This window comes from Aeromonas sp. ANP5 (assembly GCF_963870295.1).
In the GTDB taxonomy this organism is placed as follows: Bacteria; Pseudomonadota; Gammaproteobacteria; order Enterobacterales; family Aeromonadaceae; genus Aeromonas; species Aeromonas veronii.
Genome location: NZ_CAWMRY010000014.1, coordinates 48,730 through 65,988, shown reverse-complemented (window position 1 = coordinate 65,988; position 17,259 = coordinate 48,730). Strand labels below are relative to the sequence as shown.

At 58.7% G+C, this 17,259-nt stretch carries 15 protein-coding genes; 8 read left to right on the top strand and 7 right to left on the bottom strand.

What is annotated here, in order from left to right:
- Nucleotides 1-195: 195 nt before the first annotated feature.
- The 5 genes from ubiG (at nt 196) to yfaE (ending at nt 6,001) form a co-directional block, all read left to right on the top strand.
- Nucleotides 196-912, top strand: a complete 717-nt coding sequence (gene ubiG / locus AACT07_RS10095) for a bifunctional 2-polyprenyl-6-hydroxyphenol methylase/3-demethylubiquinol 3-O-methyltransferase UbiG (RefSeq protein WP_064341269.1) — start codon at nt 196-198, stop codon at nt 910-912.
- Complete coding sequence (locus AACT07_RS10090; protein WP_069527562.1) at nt 912-1,607, top strand: HAD family hydrolase; 696 nt, start codon at nt 912-914, stop codon at nt 1,605-1,607. Before ubiG ends, AACT07_RS10090 begins: the two co-directional genes overlap by 1 nt.
- A 592-nt stretch (nt 1,608-2,199) precedes the next feature.
- Nucleotides 2,200-4,467 (top strand): class 1a ribonucleoside-diphosphate reductase subunit alpha, encoded by a 2,268-nt coding sequence (nrdA, locus tag AACT07_RS10085; protein WP_069527561.1) that lies wholly within the window; start codon nt 2,200-2,202, stop codon nt 4,465-4,467.
- Nucleotides 4,468-4,547: 80 nt separating this feature from the next.
- Nucleotides 4,548-5,681, top strand: coding sequence for a class Ia ribonucleoside-diphosphate reductase subunit beta (gene nrdB / locus AACT07_RS10080; protein ID WP_005336708.1), 1,134 nt, complete (start codon nt 4,548-4,550; stop codon nt 5,679-5,681).
- Nucleotides 5,678-6,001: a class I ribonucleotide reductase maintenance protein YfaE gene (gene yfaE, locus AACT07_RS10075; RefSeq protein ID WP_021230069.1), complete on the top strand. Its 324-nt coding sequence runs from the start codon at nt 5,678-5,680 to the stop codon at nt 5,999-6,001. Before nrdB ends, yfaE begins: the two co-directional genes overlap by 4 nt.
- A gap of 117 nt (nt 6,002-6,118) precedes the next feature.
- On the opposite strand, the gene mltA is transcribed toward yfaE, so the two are convergent.
- Nucleotides 6,119-7,270, bottom strand: a complete 1,152-nt coding sequence (gene mltA, locus AACT07_RS10070; RefSeq protein WP_069527559.1) for a murein transglycosylase A — start codon at nt 7,268-7,270, stop codon at nt 6,119-6,121.
- A gap of 150 nt (nt 7,271-7,420) precedes the next feature.
- Between mltA and AACT07_RS10065 the strand changes: the two genes are divergently transcribed.
- Nucleotides 7,421-7,672 carry a DUF1289 domain-containing protein gene (locus AACT07_RS10065; protein WP_040065610.1) on the top strand — a complete coding sequence of 84 codons (252 nt, stop codon included), beginning with the start codon at nt 7,421-7,423 and terminating at the stop codon, nt 7,670-7,672.
- A gap of 131 nt (nt 7,673-7,803) precedes the next feature.
- Here AACT07_RS10065 and AACT07_RS10060 read toward each other — a convergent pair whose 3' ends face one another.
- The 4 genes from AACT07_RS10060 to apbC all read right to left on the bottom strand — a co-directional run bounded on the left by AACT07_RS10060 (nt 7,804) and on the right by apbC (nt 12,133).
- The gene (locus AACT07_RS10060) at nt 7,804-9,273 is read right to left on the bottom strand and encodes an inorganic phosphate transporter (protein ID WP_069527558.1); all 1,470 of its coding nucleotides are present in this window, start codon (nt 9,271-9,273) and stop codon (nt 7,804-7,806) included.
- Nucleotides 9,274-9,650: 377 nt separating this feature from the next.
- Nucleotides 9,651-10,232 (bottom strand): dCTP deaminase, encoded by a 582-nt coding sequence (gene dcd / locus AACT07_RS10055; protein WP_005336719.1) that lies wholly within the window; start codon nt 10,230-10,232, stop codon nt 9,651-9,653.
- A gap of 63 nt (nt 10,233-10,295) precedes the next feature.
- On the bottom strand, nt 10,296-10,940 hold the full coding sequence (gene udk, locus AACT07_RS10050; RefSeq protein WP_005345570.1) for a uridine kinase: 645 nt from the start codon (nt 10,938-10,940) through the stop codon (nt 10,296-10,298).
- 110 nt (nt 10,941-11,050) lie between these two features.
- Nucleotides 11,051-12,133: an iron-sulfur cluster carrier protein ApbC gene (gene apbC, locus AACT07_RS10045; RefSeq protein ID WP_005345574.1), complete on the bottom strand. Its 1,083-nt coding sequence runs from the start codon at nt 12,131-12,133 to the stop codon at nt 11,051-11,053.
- A gap of 186 nt (nt 12,134-12,319) precedes the next feature.
- On the opposite strand from apbC, the gene metG reads away from it, so the two are divergent.
- Complete coding sequence (gene metG, locus AACT07_RS10040; RefSeq protein WP_069527557.1) at nt 12,320-14,353, top strand: methionine--tRNA ligase; 2,034 nt, start codon at nt 12,320-12,322, stop codon at nt 14,351-14,353.
- A 136-nt stretch (nt 14,354-14,489) separates the two neighbouring features.
- On the opposite strand, the gene AACT07_RS10035 is transcribed toward metG, so the two are convergent.
- Both AACT07_RS10035 and AACT07_RS10030 read right to left on the bottom strand, forming a co-directional pair.
- Nucleotides 14,490-15,356, bottom strand: coding sequence for a CHAD domain-containing protein (locus AACT07_RS10035; protein WP_069527554.1), 867 nt, complete (start codon nt 15,354-15,356; stop codon nt 14,490-14,492).
- Nucleotides 15,357-15,371: 15 nt separating this feature from the next.
- Complete coding sequence (locus AACT07_RS10030; protein WP_005345583.1) at nt 15,372-15,644, bottom strand: acylphosphatase; 273 nt, start codon at nt 15,642-15,644, stop codon at nt 15,372-15,374.
- Between the two features lie 82 nt (nt 15,645-15,726).
- On the opposite strand from AACT07_RS10030, the gene AACT07_RS10025 reads away from it, so the two are divergent.
- Nucleotides 15,727-17,157: a methyl-accepting chemotaxis protein gene (locus AACT07_RS10025; RefSeq protein WP_069527552.1), complete on the top strand. Its 1,431-nt coding sequence runs from the start codon at nt 15,727-15,729 to the stop codon at nt 17,155-17,157.
- Nucleotides 17,158-17,259 lie beyond the last annotated feature (102 nt).

Sequence of the window (17,259 nt, the reverse complement as noted above, 5' to 3'; positions counted from 1 at the left end):
AAGCCTTATCCCTAATTAGTTGTTCTTTGGCTTAAACAGCGCGACATGGTAACACACTGAGCCAAATACCTTAAGCCACAAATCGGGTATCAGATCGGGCTGGTGTGACAAAGTCCGTCCGTTATAATGCCCGCCAGGACAATAGATTGCGCCCATGACTCAGAAGCGGGCGCCCTGCCACAGGATCTTCGAAAAATGAACAGTGATGCCAATGTCGATCTGACAGAAATCGCCAAGTTTGAAGCCATCGCCTCCCGCTGGTGGGACATGGAAGGTGAATTCAAACCCCTGCATCAAATCAATCCGGTACGCCTTGACTGGATCACCGACAAAAGTGGCGGTCTGTTTGGCAAGCGCATTCTCGATATCGGCTGCGGTGGTGGCATCCTCTCCGAGAGCATGGCCCGCCGTGGTGCCAAGGTCACCGGCATCGATATGGGCAAGGAGCCCCTCGGCGTCGCCCGCCTGCACGCCCTGGAGCAGGGTGTCGAGCTCGAGTACCGCCAGATCACCGCCGAAGCCCATGCCGCCGAAGTACCGGGCCAGTATGATGTGGTCACCTGCATGGAGATGCTGGAGCATGTGCCGGACCCCGCCTCCGTGCTGCGCGCCATCGCTACCCTGGTGCGCCCGGGCGGCCGGGTGTTCGTCTCCACCATCAACCGCAACCCCAAATCCTATCTGATGATGATCATCGGGGCCGAATACCTGATGAAGATGGTGCCCAAGGGTACCCACGATCACAAAAAATTCATCACCCCGGCCGAACTGTGTCGCATGGGGGAAGCAGCTGGCCTGCTGGTGCGGGACATGAGCGGGGTGCACTATGCACCGCTCTCCAACAGTTTCAAGCTCGGCAAGAATGTCGACGTCAACTATATGGTGGAGTTTGTCCGCCCGGAGCAAGGTTGATGAGCGCCTCTCACCTGCAGCCTCTTCGTTGCGTGCTGTTCGATCTGGATGGCACCCTGCTCGACACCGCGCCAGACCTTGGCGCCGCCGTCAACCATGTACTGATCAGCGAAGGCTTTGCGCCGCTCTCTGACGACATCATTCGTCAGACCACCTCCCACGGGGCGCTCGGGCTGCTGAAAGCGGGCCTCGGCGACGAACTGCTTGAGGAGCTGGGGGCCACGCGCCTGCGCAATGCCCTACTAGACTACTACGCGGCCAATCTCTGCGTCGGTACCCGTCCCTATGAGGGAATGGTGGATCTTATCGAGTGGCTGGATGAAAAACAGCTCCCCTGGGGTATCGTCACCAACAAGCCGGGCTTTCTCACCGAGCCACTGCTGGCAGCCCTGCCACAGCTTGCCAGCTGCGGCGTCACTGTCAGCGCCGATACCCTGCCGGTACGCAAGCCCGACCCCGCCCCCATGTTCTTTGCCTGCGAGAAGCTGGGGGTCGAGGCAGCTCACTGCCTCTATGTGGGGGATCATGTGCGGGACATCGAAGCGGGCCGCAATGCTGGCATGCGCACCGCGGTCGCTGGCTGGGGCTATCTCAATGATGAGGAAGATCCCGCACAATGGGGCGCCGATCTGCACTTTGATACCGTGCAGGCCCTGCACCACTGGCTGCGCTACGAGTTGACGGCCAAGGTGTAACGCGCAGCCTTACCGGCTGACATGCGAAAACGGGGGCGAAGAGACTCTCCGCCCCTTGCATCTCTTCCTTTACGCTCCCGCGTCCTGCGCCACCATCACGCCTCTATTGATACCCATTTGACAAGCTCGCAACCGTCACAAAACGGCCACAAACCACCATCGTCTAATGCAAAGCCCTTGCCACGCTGAGCCCACGGCTGCGACAACTGGACAGCTTTTGACCCTTGTTGCATAAGGGATAATCAGCCGCCGTTTGCTAGTAAAAAGCCCCCTGTTTCGCAAGCAAAAAAAGTTATTTAAATTTTCCATCTTCGATCGGGAGACTTGCATTTAGCGGAGCGGACGAATGAAAACCCGCTCACTGTGAGCAGTCACTAACTGATGGGGCAAGACTCACAATTTATCCACAGCTCGTCACTTATCCACACATTGCAATGGCGGGCTGACCTCACTATCTTGTAGCTCGAACTTAAAATAACACTACATCTTGTGATTCATCGCACAATCTCTACCCACCTCCCGCATATTGCCGGGGCCAGGGTAGCGCCATTGTGCGATGGTTTTTCGGGAATCAACTGAAGGTCATCAGCCAATGAACTTGTTTGTGACGAAGCGTAACGGACACAAAGAACCCATCGATCTGGATAAAATTCACCGCGTGCTGGACTGGGCCGCCGAAGGGCTCGACAACGTGTCGGTCTCCCAGGTAGAGCTCAAATCCCACATCCAGTTCTATGACGGTATCCGTACCGCCGACATTCACGAAACCATCATCAAGGCAACGGCTGACCTCATCTCCGAGCAGACCCCGGACTACCAGTACATGGCAGCCCGTCTGGCCATCTTCCACCTGCGCAAGAAGGCCTATGGTCAGTTCGAACCGCCCCACCTCTACCAGCACGTGGCTCGTCTGGTGGACATGGGCAAGTACGACAAGCACCTGCTGGAAGACTACACCCAGGCCGAATTCGAAGAGCTGAACAACCATCTGGATCACTGGCGCGACATGGATTTCTCCTACGCGGCAGTCAAACAGCTGGAAGGCAAATATCTGGTCCAGAACCGCGTCACCGGTGAGATCTACGAGAGTCCGCAGTTCCTCTACATCTTGGTAGCGGCCTGCCTCTTCTCCAAGTATCCGAAAGATACCCGTCTGGACTACATCAAGCGCTTCTATCATGCGGTCTCGACCTTCAAGATCTCCCTGCCGACCCCGATCATGAGCGGCGTGCGTACCCCGACCCGTCAGTTCAGCTCCTGCGTACTGATCGAATGCGACGACAGCCTGGACTCCATCAACGCCACCGCCAGCTCCATCGTGCGTTACGTTTCCCAGCGCGCCGGTATCGGCATCAACGCGGGGCGCATCCGCGGTCTGGGCAGCCCCATCCGTGGCGGCGAAGCGTTCCACACCGGTTGCATCCCCTTCTACAAATACTTCCAGACTGCCGTGAAGTGCTGCTCCCAGGGCGGCGTGCGCGGCGGTGCGGCCACCCTGTTCTACCCGCTGTGGCATACCGAAGTCGAAAGCCTGCTGGTGCTGAAGAACAACCGCGGCGTGGAAGAGAACCGTGTTCGTCACATGGACTACGGCGTGCAGATCAACAAGCTGATGTACCAGCGCCTTATCAAGGGCGGTGACATCACACTGTTCTCCCCGTCCGATGCGCCGGGTCTGTACGATGCTTTCTTTGCCGATCAGGACAAGTTCGAAGAGCTCTACGTCAAGTACGAGCAGGATCCGGCCATTCGCAAGAAGACCCTCAAGGCTGTCGATCTCTTCTCCCTGATGATGCAAGAGCGTGCCGGTACCGGTCGCATCTACATCCAGAACGTCGATCACTGCAACACCCACAGCCCGTTCGACCCGAGCGTGGCGCCGGTACGCCAGTCCAACCTCTGCCTCGAGATTGCGCTGCCGACCAAGCCGCTCAACAACATCGACGACGAGAGTGGCGAAATCGCCCTGTGCACCCTCTCCGCCTTCAACCTCGGTGCCATCGAGAAGCTGGAAGACCTGGAAGAGATGGCCGATCTGGCCGTGCGTGCCCTCGATGCCCTGCTCGACTATCAGGATTACCCGATTGCCGCCGCCAAGAAGGGCAGCATGGGTCGTCGCACCCTGGGGATCGGCGTCATCAACTACGCCTACTACCTGGCCAAAAACGGTGCCCGTTACTCCGACGGTTCCGGTCTGGCCCTGACTCACCGTACCTTCGAGGCCATCCAGTACTATCTGCTGAAAGCCTCCGTGCAGCTGGCCCGCGAGTTCGGCCCCTGCCCGCTGTTTGGCGAGACCACCTATGCCCAGGGCATCCTGCCCATCGACACCTACAAGAAGGATCTGGATGCGCTGTGCAACGAGCCGCTGCATCTGGATTGGGAAAGCCTGCGTGAAGAGATCAAATCCGTGGGTCTGCGCAACTCCACCCTGACCGCCCTGATGCCGAGCGAGACCTCCAGCCAGATCTCCAACGCCACCAACGGCATCGAGCCGCCGCGCGGCCTGGTCTCGGTCAAGGCCTCCAAAGATGGCATTCTCAAACAGGTGGTGCCCGAGTATGATCGCCTGAAAGATCAATACGAATTGCTCTGGAAGCAACCGAGCGTTGACGGCTACCTGCAGCTGGTCGGTATCATGCAGAAGTTTGTGGATCAGGCGATCTCCGCCAACACCAACTACGACCCTGCCCGTTTCGAAGGCAACAAGGTCCCGATGAAACAGCTGCTCAAGGACTTGCTGACCGCCTACAAATACGGCCTCAAGACCCTGTACTATCACAACACCCGTGATGGTGCAGACGATGCCCAGACCGATCTGCAAGATGACGGTTGCGCTGGCGGGGCTTGCAAAATCTAAGTCACGGCAAGAACTGATAACCGGGCGGGAGCATGAAGCTCCCGCTCTCCTGTTTTCTCTATTCACATATTCTGGTAACCATGGCCTATTCAACTTTCTGCCAAACCCAAAACGACCAGCTCAAAGAGCCGATGTTTTTTGGCCAATCGGTCAACGTAGCCCGTTATGATCAACAAAAGCACGAAGTGTTCGAGCGGCTGATCGAGAAGCAGCTCTCCTTCTTCTGGCGCCCGGAAGAGGTGGATGTCTCCCGTGATCGCATCGACTATCAGGCCCTGCCGCCCCACGAGCAGCACATCTTCATCTCAAACCTGAAGTACCAGACCCTGCTGGACTCCATTCAGGGCCGCAGCCCCAACGTGGCCCTGCTGCCGCTGGTCTCCATTCCGGAGCTGGAAACCTGGATTGAGACCTGGGCCTTCTCCGAGACCATCCACTCTCGCTCCTACACCCATATCATCCGCAATATCGTCAACACCCCCGCCCAGGTGTTTGACGACATCGTGACCAACGAGCAGATCTTGAAGCGCGCTGGCTCCATCAGCCACTTCTACGACGATCTGATCGAAGCGACCGCCCTCTACAACCTGCATGGTGAAGGGACCCACACCGTCGCGGGCCGCGAGGTGACCATCACCTTGCGCGAGCTTAAAAAGAAGCTCTATCTGTGCCTGATGAGCGTCAACGCGCTGGAAGCAATTCGCTTCTACGTCAGCTTCGCCTGCTCCTTTGCCTTCGCCGAGCGTGAACTGATGGAAGGCAACGCCAAGATCATCAAGATGATCGCCCGCGACGAAGCGCTGCACCTCACCGGCACCCAGCACATGCTGAACCTGATGCGCACCGGCCAGGATGACCCGGAGATGGCCGAGATCGCCGCCGAGTGCGAACAGGCCTGCTTCGAGATCTTCAAGGAAGCGGCCATTCAGGAGAAAGAGTGGGCCGAGTACCTGTTCCAGGACGGCTCCATGATCGGCTTGAACAAGGACATCCTCTGCCAGTACGTGGAGTACATCACCAACCTGCGCATGAGTGCAGTCGGCTTGCAGCCAGCCTTTGCCGGCACCAAGCAAAACCCGATCCCCTGGATCAACACCTGGCTGTCATCCGACAACGTACAGGTCGCCCCGCAAGAGGTAGAGGTCAGCTCCTATCTGGTTGGTCAGATCGACAGCGAAGTCAATGCCGATGACCTGGGTGATTTCGAGCTGTGAGTGATGCCACCAACACGCTGACCCCGGCCCCGCACGCACCTGCCGAACAGCATGCGGTCGTGGCACCACGGGTACATACCCGGGATGGTGCCGTGCTGCACGCCCATCCCGGCGAAAGCGTGTTGGAGACCCTGGAGCGCCACGGTCATCATGTGGAATTCCAGTGTCGCAGCGGCTATTGCGGCGCCTGCCGCACTCCGCTGATGGCTGGCAAGGTGCACTACCCCAATGTGCCGCTGGCATTTGTCGCCCAGGGGGAGTGTCTCCCCTGCTGCTGCAAACCGGTCGGCGCCATCCGGCTGGATATCCAGAAGAGCTGACACCGCCACAGGCTGGCAACTCGCGCAAAATAGAAAGCCGCCGGAGCAATCCGGCGGCTTTTTTGTCTCTTCACATTGCCCGGGCGCCCGATTACAGACGCGCGAACCCTCAGAGGATTACAACCAGGGGGCGGCAGTCGGCCCGTGGTGCAGGCCCAGTTTCCAGACTCGGCCGAAGTGCTTGTAGTGACCGGCCGCGACACCGGCCTTCTCACCCATACCGTGGTAGAGATCGAGGTGCCCCTTCTTCACCGCCCCGCCCACATCCAGCGCAATCAACAGCCGCAGCTGGTGCTTGCCGGTCCAGTTGCCCTCTTTGTCGAGCAAGGGGACTTCAGCGAGGATCGGGGTCCCCATCGGCAGCAGGGTCTTGTCGGCGGCAACGGCAGCCAGCGGCAGCAGCGGGATACCGGCAGCGCCGATCACATCATTGGTGGGGCGACGCTCGAAGAAGACATAGGAGGGGTTCTGCTCCACCAGCTCCTTGACGGTCTCCTCCGGTTGACGGTTGGCCCATTCCTTGATGGCCTTCATCGACATCTGCTCTTTGGGCACTTCACCGCGGTCGATCAGTACCCGGCCGATACTGACGTAACCGTGGCCGTTCTTGCCGCTGTAGCCCAGATACTGCAGCCGATCGTCATCCCCGTAGTGGACAAAGCCCGAGCCCTGCACATCCATCAGGAAGTTGTCGATAAGGGATTTGCTGTAACCCAGCTCCAGCCCGCGGTTGGCCAGGGCCCCCTGATGGATCTCGGCCCGGGTCGGACAGCGACCGCCACATTTGGGCATGGCATAGATGGGATATTTGTACTTGGCATCCGGGCGGTGGCGCACTTCCAGCACCGGCGAGTAGTAACCGGTAAAGAGCACGTTACCCATGCGATCGGCGCCGCCCAGCTGAGCGAGGCTGATACCGTAACGGGTGATGTCAGCAGGGTTGCCACCGCCCGCGACCCAGCGGGAGAGCTGGTGATAGAGCTCGCCATAACGGCGGGTCATCTTGCCGGAGCGCTCCAATACAAGTCTGCTTTGCGGGCCAAACTTGCTGTAGTCGGCATGCGCACGGCTATTGACTCGCTCCACCCTCACCAGATCCTCTGGCAAGGTTCCGTCCAGATACTGCTTGCCCAGATTTTCCGGCACCTCGCAGTTAAGAAAGCATCTGTTGTCGGTCTGTTTTTTGGGCACTTCTGCTTTGTCAGAGTTGCCCGCACAACCGGCCAGTCCCAGCACTGCGGCGGTCAGCCAGTACGCGTGTTTGTTCATATGTCCTCATATAACGCCAAGAGCCATGCTCGGCGGGGAAGATGCCAAATTTGCAGGGGGAAAGCAAACGACATCAATCACTTGAAGCAGGATTTCTCCAAAGGGGATCCGCTGGGTTATAACAAGGTGACAGGATGTGCGAGGTGATGGATGGAACAGCTCGAAATATTCCCGCTGCAGAGCCCCTGCATCGGGGTATGCGAAGTGAACAACAAAGGCTACTGCAAGGGGTGCCTGCGCAATCGCGAAGAGCGTTTCAACTGGCTCACCATGACCCCTGCCCAGCAACAAGAGGTGATGCGCCTGTGCCGGGATCGCAAACGCCGGGTCGAGGCTGCCCGCCGCAAGGCTCATGAAGGCGATCAACCTGAACCAATACCGCAATCTGGCTGGGATTTCTGACCCGCTCCTAACATCCCTGCAAGCCATATTCCTGCGCTCACGAAACACGACCTATCCAGCATATAAAAACGCCGCCCGATCATTCGACCGGGCGGCATTGTCATTGTGATGCGCATTATGAGCGCGGCAGATCAACCAAACAGATGGTGGCTGACGATGAACAGGCCACCGGAGAGCAGCATGGTCAGCGGCAGGGTCAACACCCAGGCCATCAGGATGGTCTTGATGGTCTGGCTCTGCAGGCCGGATTTGTTGGCAATCATGGTACCCGCCACCGCAGAAGAGAGGATGTGGGTGGTGGACACCGGCATACCGGTCAGACTGGCGACCCCGATGGAGGTTGCAGCAGTGATCTGGGCCGCAATGCCCTGGCTGTAGGTCATGCCGGTGGTGCCGATCTTCTCGCCCACGGTATGGACGATACGACGCCAGCCCACCATGGTGCCGCAACCGAGCGCCAGCGCGATGGAAACGATCACCCAGGTCGGTGCGTATTCAGCGGTCGCGGTCAGATCCTTGCGCCATTTGGCCAGATCGGTCAGCTCCTTGGCTGGCAGCGGCAGCTTGGCAGCCTTGCGGGCGGTGTCATCGATACAGAGCAGCAGACGACGCACTTCGCGGCGGTCGGTCAGGCTCATCTGATCATAAGTACGCACGGCACCCAGACGGGCATCCAGGGTGGCCATCGCCTGCAGCACGCCATCTGCGGAGCAGTGGGTCATCAGCTCTTCCTGAGCCGTTGCCGGTGCAGAGAAGTTGATGACACTAGAGAGGGCGGACTGGTTGCGCTGGTAGATCTCCATGATGCGCTGGTTGGCATCCTGGGTCCGGTCCAGATCATAGGCGCGGCTGTTCATGTCCAGTGCGAAATAGGCAGGCGCCATACAGATCAGCACCAGCATCACCAGACCGATGCCCTTCTGGCCATCGTTGGAGCCGTGCACGAAGCTGACGCCCATGGCCGAGGCCACCAGGGTCAGACGCGCCCAGAACGGTGGGTGTTTCTTGCCATCCACCAGCTGGCGCTCTTCCGGCGTTTTGTGGATCTTGTTGCTGGTCCAGATGCGCTTCATCGCCAGCAGCAGCAGCGCCGCGATGATGAAGCCGATGGTGGGAGAGATGATGAGGGAAAGCATGATGTCGATCGCTTTGCCCACGTTAATCCCTTCTGTCACCGGTTTATGGGTGATCCAGGCATAGGCGCCGCCTACCCCCAGAATGGAACCGATCAAGGTATGTGAACTGGAGGCCGGGATCCCGAAGAACCAGGTGCCCAGGTTCCACACGATGGCGGAAAACAGCAAGGAGAAGACCATGATCAACCCTTGGGTGGAGTCCATCCCAAGCAGCAGGTCGATGGGCAGCAGATGGACAATGGCATAGGCCACACCCAGACCGCCGAACATGACGCCAAAAAAGTTGAAGATCCCCGATGCAACGACCGCCAGGTGAGCTGGCATCGCCTTGGTATAGATAACCGTTGCTACCGCGTTGGCGGTATCGTGAAAGCCGTTGATAAATTCATAGGCAAGCACAAAAAAAACGGCCAATACCAAACCGATTGACCACCACAAACCCAAACCACTAAACATTTCAAACATAAAAAAAAGCCTGTTTATGAGTTGCGGCGGATTATGCCAGATGGCGGCCAACACCATAGCCACCATTGAAATATTTCAGCCATAAAAAAAAAGAGCTTTTTGGAAAAAAATATCCTAGAGCCAGTCTTCATGCGGCTTGCCATCGATTAATTAAAGCCATCAATGATTGCGGGAAAGGGCAAAAATAGCTGACAATTAAGCCAATAATTTCATTTTTATGACGCTTTTATGACAGAAAAACGGGCAGAAGTGGTGATAAAACGTCCCGACCTCACCAATCTCATCCGACCAGCACCATCAACCCCATATCCGTTTGATTCCAGATGCAAAAAGGGAGCACCTTGTGCTCCCTTGCATCGTTGCCGTGTTGCCAGTTATCAGTCCTGATTGATACGACTGGCAACGGCGCCCTGCTGGCTCTTGTACTTGGCATTTTCCCGCTTGTTGTAGGGACGGGCCGCGACGCCGGAGAGCATCTCGAAGTTCAAGGCGCCAATTTTCATCTTCGGGCGCAGTGCCAGCGGCAGTTTGCCGCCGTTGTAGAACTCCAGCACGATGCGACCGGACCAACCCGGATCGATCCGGTGCGCCGTCACGTGCACCATCAGACCCAGGCGCGCCAATGAAGAACGGCCATCCAGCCAGCCGACGATATCGGCAGGCAGGGTGACGGATTCGTAGGTCACCGCCAGCGCCAGCTGACCCGGGTGCAGGTAGAAGGCTTCGCCATCGGGGATATGGATCTCGTCACTCATCACCCGATCGATGGCATCGGCCATCTCGCTGCTCGGGCCGCTCAGGTCGATATAGGGCGCGGTATGATCGCGAAACACCCGAAACTCGTTACCCAGCAGCACATCGACACTGACACCACTGATCCGCTCTACCCCGGGCCGTGGCTCAATGACGATCTTGCCTTCATCCAGATGGCGTTCAATATCGGTATCACACAGACGCATTGGGCGACTCTCCTGACAAATTGTGCTTTTAAAAAAGCCGGGCATCACCCGGCTTGTTTCATCTTAACCGATCAACATGTGGCGGATACGCGCCTTGAGCATGTCGATGGCGATGCGGTTCTTGCCACCACGGGGCACGATCACATCGGCATACTGTTTGGACGGCTCGATAAACTGCAGGAACATCGGACGCACTGTCTTCTGGTACTGCTTGAGCACGGAGTCCATGGTACGGCCACGCTCCTGCACATCACGCACCAGACGGCGCAGCAGGCAGATGTCGAGCGGGGTATCCATAAAGATGGAGGCATCCATCAGATCCCGCAGACGGCTGTCGGTCAGCAGCAGGATCCCTTCCAGAATGATCACCCGGCGCGGCGCAAACGGGGTCACTTCGCTCATCCGGGTGTGTTCGGTGTAGGAGTACTGGGGAATGGCAACCGCGTCACCTTTGACCAGCTGGCTCAGGTGCTGTACCAGCAAGTCGTGATCCAGCGCGTTGGGGTGGTCATAGTTGGTCTTGACCCGCTCTTCCATGGTCAGGTGGGTCTGATCACGGTAGTAGCAATCTTCGGTGATCACACCAATCTGACCTGCGCCCAGTTCGGCCACCAGCTCTTCATAAATGGTCTGGGCTATAAGACTTTTGCCAGACGCAGATGCGCCCGCAATACCGATGATCACACACGAATGTTGAGTATCAGACATGACAAATACCTAAAAGAGAAGAGCAGTGGGGATGGTTTAAACCGATCCATTATATAAAAAAGGGTGGGTCATGCCCACCCTCAATTCCCTTTCAAGTGACCGACCGCCGATTATTCATCCAGCGCCATGGCATAGAGGGGGGTCGCAATCGGTTTTGCGCTGAAAAAGAGTTCAGCCCCTACCCTGCGCGCCAGCTTCAAATAGGCCTGAGCCAGGCTCCCTTCCGGTGCGCCGAACACCGTCGGGCAGCCATCATCCATGTGCTGGCGGATGTCGATGTGTAGCGGCAACTGGCCAAGCAGCGCCACTTGATACTGCTCAGCCATCTTCTGGCCGCCACCGGTACCGAACAGCGGCTCATGGTGACCGCAGGCGCTGCAGACGTGATAACTCATGTTCTCGATGATGCCGAGCACCGGCACATTGACCTTGTTGAACATGGCGATCCCCTTGCGGGCATCGGCCAGCGCCACATCTTGCGGGGTTGTGACGATCACCGCCGCCGACGTCGGCACCTGCTGGGCCATGGTGAGCTGGATATCGCCAGTGCCCGGCGGCATGTCTACCACCAGATAATCCACCTCGCCCCAGCGGGTCTCATGAAGGATCTGCGCCAGCGCCTTGCTCGCCATCGGGCCACGCCAGATGGTGGCATCCTGCTCGGAGACCAGATAGCCGATACTGTTGCTCTTGAGGCCGCAGGCCATCACCGGCTCCATCAGCTTGCCGTCATGGCTGACCGGGCGCTCCTTGAGGGTGCCCATCATGGTGGGAATGGAAGGGCCATAGATATCGGCATCGAGAATGGCGACCCGCGCCCCCTCTTTTTGCAGGGCCAGCGCAAGATTGACCGCGGTGGTGGATTTGCCCACCCCCCCCTTGCCGGAAGCAACCACGATGATGTTGCGAATGCCCTGCACGGCATTGAGGCCCTGGGCCCTTGGCATGCTGGCGACGTCAATCTCCAGTGCCCAGTCGATACGGGCGGCACCGGTGGCGCTGCGCAGCCTGGCATCGTAGTTCTCTTTGAGCTGATCGAGCAGCGAGAGACCGGCAAACGGCAGTACCAGCCGGATAGTAAGCCCCTGACCCTGATTGATGATCTCGCGAACGAATCCGGCATCCACCAGATCCTTGTGCCAGCCTGCTGGCTTAAATTCGGCGAGGATCTGTTTTACTGAATCAATCACCATTAACTCCTCATTATCTTGTCATTATCTTGAGGTGAACGGTTACCGCACACAAATCAGTGGCTTGCCTGCCATCGTAACAGCAGGTGCTGCCAAGGTTGGCACAGCCACAACCCTAGGCAGGCTACCCCCAATTCGGGTAACATGCACGGCACTCTATCATCCCAACAAGCACATCAAGAACGTAATATGGCAACTGATCCTCGTAAAATGCTGGTAACCTGCGCTCTCCCCTATGCCAATGGCTCCATCCATCTTGGCCACATGCTGGAACATATCCAGGCCGATATCTGGGTTCGTTATCAGCGAATGCGCGGTCATCAGGTGCACTTCATCTGTGCCGATGATGCCCACGGCACCCCGATCATGCTCAAGGCTCAGCAAATGGGGATCACCCCGGAAGAGATGATTGCCGCTGTCTCCAAGGAGCACCAGGCCGATTTCGCCGGGTTCAACATCAGCTTTGACAACTATCACTCCACCCACAGCGATGAAAACCGCGAGCTGGCGGAGCTGATCTATGGCCGCCTGAAAAATGGTGGTTTTATCAAGAACCGCACCATCTCCCAGCTGTTCGATCCGGAAAAATCCATGTTCCTGCCGGACCGTTTCGTCAAGGGTACCTGCCCCAAGTGCAAGTCTCCGGAGCAGTATGGCGACAACTGTGACAGCTGCGGCGCCACCTACAGCCCGACTGAGCTGATCGATCCGAAATCTGCCGTCTCCGGCGCGACTCCGGTAATGAAGGACTCCGAGCACTTCTTCTTTGACCTGCCGCAGTTTGAAAAATGGCTCTCTGAGTGGGTGCGCGGCTCCGGCGCCATTCAGGAAGAGATGGCCAACAAGATGCAGGAGTGGTTCGAAAGCGGCTTGCAGCAGTGGGACATCACCCGTGACGCCCCCTACTTCGGTTTCGAAATTCCCGGCGCCCCGGGCAAGTACTTCTACGTCTGGCTCGATGCCCCCATCGGCTACATGGCTTCCTTCAAGAACCTGTGCAACAAGCGTGGCGATATCGACTTTGACAGCTACTGGAAAGCGGACTCCGACGCCGAGCTCTACCACTTCATCGGTAAAGATATTGCCTACTTCCACTGCCTGTTCTGGCCGTCCATGCTGGAAGGTGCCAACTTCCGCAAGCCGACCAAGGTCAATGTGCACGGTTATGTGACCGTCAACGGCGCCAAGATGTCCAAGTCCAAGGGCACCTTTATCAAGGCATCCACCTACCTGAACCACCTTGATCCGGAGTGCCTGCGTTACTACTACGCCGCCAAGCTCAACAGCCGCATCGACGATCTGGACTTGAACCTCGAAGATTTCGTGCAGCGCGTCAACGCTGACGTGGTCAACAAGCTGGTCAACCTTGCCTCCCGCAACGCCGGCTTTATTGCCAAGCGCTTTGGCGGCAAGCTGGCAGCAACCTGCGCCGAGCCCGAGCTCTACGCCGAATTCGCCAATGCTCGTACCGCCATTGCCGAGGCTTATGAGAGCCGCGAATTCAGCCGCGCCATCCGCGAAATCATGGCGCTGGCCGACAAGGCCAACCGCTACGTGGACGACAAGGCGCCCTGGGTTATCGCCAAGCAGGAAGGGGCTGACGCCGAGCTGCAGGCGGTCTGCTCCGTTGGCATCAACCTGTTCCGCGTGCTGATGGCCTACCTCAAGCCCGTCATGCCGCTGCTGGCCGAACGAGCCGAAGCCTTCCTGGCCGAAACCCTCAGCTGGGATGGCATCGAGATGCCGCTGGTCGATCACACCGTTGCCCCGTTCAAGGCCCTCTTCTCCCGCATCGAGCCGGCGAAGATTGAAGCCATGATCGAGGCATCCAAGGAAGACTTGGCCAAGGAGCAGGCACCGAAAGTGACCGGCCCGCTGGCTGATGACCCCATCAGCGAAACCATCACCTATGACGATTTTGCCAAGATTGACCTGCGCGTCGCGCTGATCAAGAAGGCCGAAGCGGTACCGGAAGCCGAGAAGCTGCTCAAGCTGCAACTGGATATCGGCGGCGAGACCCGTCAGGTGTTTGCCGGTATCAAGTCCGCCTACAACCCGGAAGATCTGGAAGGCAAGCTGACCGTGATGGTGGCCAACCTGGCGCCGCGCAAGATGCGTTTCGGCATGTCCGAAGGCATGGTGCTGGCCGCAGGCCCGGGCGGCAAGGATCTCTGGATCCTGGAGCCGCAGGAAGGCGCCCAGCCGGGTATGCGCGTCAAGTAAGCGTATCGCTGACTGCGACCACAGCCAGATAGAGAAGAGAGGCCAAACGGCCTCTCTTTTTTGTCTCACCTGTTTGGCCTGGATAGTTTTTGTAGATGCTGGTCGCGGATGACTTTCGCAGATTGCGGCCTTGGGGCTATCCACCGCTTGACTTGGCGGGCGATACATTTTGTTCTGAATACCTGACCAGCCGACTTGGCATGTCATTCATGTTGTGGCCTGCCAGCATCGCCAGTTTGAGCGCCACCAGCTCCGCCTGCTGACACTCCAGTTGACGCAAACGGGTGGTGATCTTCCCCTTCAACTGCTGCCGCAGTTTCGTCTGCTTGCGGGTGTGCCCCTGCACTGCTCGCAACCTCCGCCGCCATTGACGCCAATCCTGCAACTGGCCGAGTCGCTCCTGCCAGTGAGTCAGGGTGCTCAACCAACCGGGATCCCCACACCCCAGATCCAGCAAGAGTTCCACGCCATAACGGGCCTGCTTGATCTCGAGGCGCAGCCGATGCCAGCGGCGCAACTGTTGCTGACGGGAGCTGACCGATTTCCCAACGCAGGGAATAGGTTCATCGAGAGCGCTCTGTGCCTCATCAAGGCGCAGGGCAAGATGCTGCTGATAGAGGAACGCCAATGCCCGCGCATCCGGCACCTGCGCCACCGCTGCAAGCCAGCGGGCCAGTCGCCTCGACAACAGGGGCACGCGACAGGCCGATTTGTGGGTATTGCCCGTGCTGGCAGGCGGCTTGCCAAAACGCTCGGCGTAGACCTGAGCATCCCGCAGCGCCGAGAGCCGCCCGACCGAGCGCAGCAGACGCTGCTCCAGCTCGGGATGATAGGTGAGTGGCCGCCACAGGGTGAGCAGCGCCAGCAAGCGGCGCGCCGCGATACGGTAGCCATGCACGGCCGGTTCACTGGCCTCTTCGCGCACCGCTCGCGCCGCCTCCTGATAACGGGTGACCCAGCTTGTTGCCTGAGTCAGCAACAGACCTTCCTTGTCAGCGTCCATCTCGTTTCCGCCCCTTCAGTTGGTGTGAAAGCCCTGACCGGTGGGCGGCAGCGCCTCTTCATACTCCATCCGGGTCACCCTGGCGGTGCGCGGGCCATGCTCCAACCAACCCAGCATCATCTGCACCCCCTGCGCAGGGCCACTGATGAGGATCTCCACCGATCCATCCTCCAGGTTGTAGGCATGGCCCCGCAAACCCAGTTGCAGCGCCCGCTCACGGGTGAAATAGCGAAATCCCACCCCCTGCACCTGCCCCCACACCCGAATGACAAACGATTGCTCTCCCATTTCTCACACCTTCCGCTTAAGAAAAAAATTCCCGAGACGATAATGTGCCCGACACTCTATCTCTGCAGGATGCAGCTCCATTATGAAAGAAGTTAAATTCCGGTGGGTTGACCGCTATCTCATTCACCTCACCATCAGTGAAAAATTCCATATCGCGTTCTGGTTACCTCTCTTCATCATCGCCTTTCTCAGCTGGTATATGCTGGCGGCCAGCCATCAGCAGGAGGTCTCCCTGCGGGTAGCGCAGTTGCAGCAACGGGTTGAGACCACGGCGCAGCTGGTCAGCCAGCAGCCCACTCTGGTGTTGCCTGCCGATCTGCGTCTGACCCGGCAAGGCAGCAGCGGGTTGCAGCAGCAAGGAGATCACTACCTCTTTACCGCGCCAGCGGGTCAGGCGGGCTACGTCACCGGTGATCTCGATACCGGCAACCTCTCCATGTGGGAGGGTCAGGGCTCGACCCTGCTCCTCATCGGCGCGCTGGCCGCCCTGATGGCGCTGGTGATCCACTACATGATGACCTTTGTCTCCGGTGCGCTCTACTCCACCAACAAGGCGCTGCAAACCGTGGCGGACGGGGATCTCACTTTCCGTCTCAACTTCTTCCCGGTTCGGGACGAGTTCTCCACCCTGGCGGGCAGCATCGACCGCTTTACCGACCGCCAGCACCAGATCGTCAAACTGGTGGAGGAGTCTGCCGAAGCGCTGACCATGGCCGCCGACGAGTTTCGTGACCATGCCCGCGAAGGCGAGAGCATGGCGCGTTCCCAGCGCCAGCACATGGATTCACTGGCTACCGCCATGGAGCAGATGTCGGCGGCGATCCGCGAAGTGGCGCGCAATGCCAACGACACCCTGCAGCAGACCCGCCAGTCGAGCGAAGAGGCAGCCAATGGCGCCAACCGGGTAGCCCGCACCATCGAAGCGATCCGCACCCTGGCCGACGAAATTGGCAACGCCTCCGGCGCGGTCGAGCGGCTCACCCACAACGCCAACCGGATCAACGAAGTGGTCAACGTCATCAACGCCATCTCCCAGCAGACCAACTTGTTGGCCCTCAACGCCGCCATCGAAGCGGCCCGTGCCGGTGAGCAGGGTCGCGGCTTTGCAGTGGTGGCGGATGAAGTGCGTACTCTCGCCAGCCGTACCCAGCAGGCTACGGTGGAGATCCAGCAGATGATCGAAGAGCTGCAGACCGGTACCGGCGCGCTGAACGAGATCATGGAAAAGACTGTAGGGCGCGCCGCCAGCAGCCAGCAGCTAATCAGCGAAGTGGGGCTCGATATCGAAAAACTGAGCAACCACAGCGATGCGGTGCTGGAGATGAGCACCCAGATCGCCACCTCCAGCGAGGAGCAGAGCTCGGTCGCCGCCGAGATCACCCACAATCTCGATCAGGTGCGCCATGAAGCGGCGCAGGTGGAAGAGTCCGCCAGCGCCTCGGTAGCTGGCACGCAGGGGCTGAAAGCCACCGCCAGCGAGCTTACCCAGGCACTCAAGGGGATTAAGCTCTGACCGTATGGGGTGTCAGATCAGGGCAACCCCATCCATTACACAGGGTTGTTTGAGTTTTACCTGCGGGCCACATAGAATGTGGCCCCCTTTTCTTTCTACCAT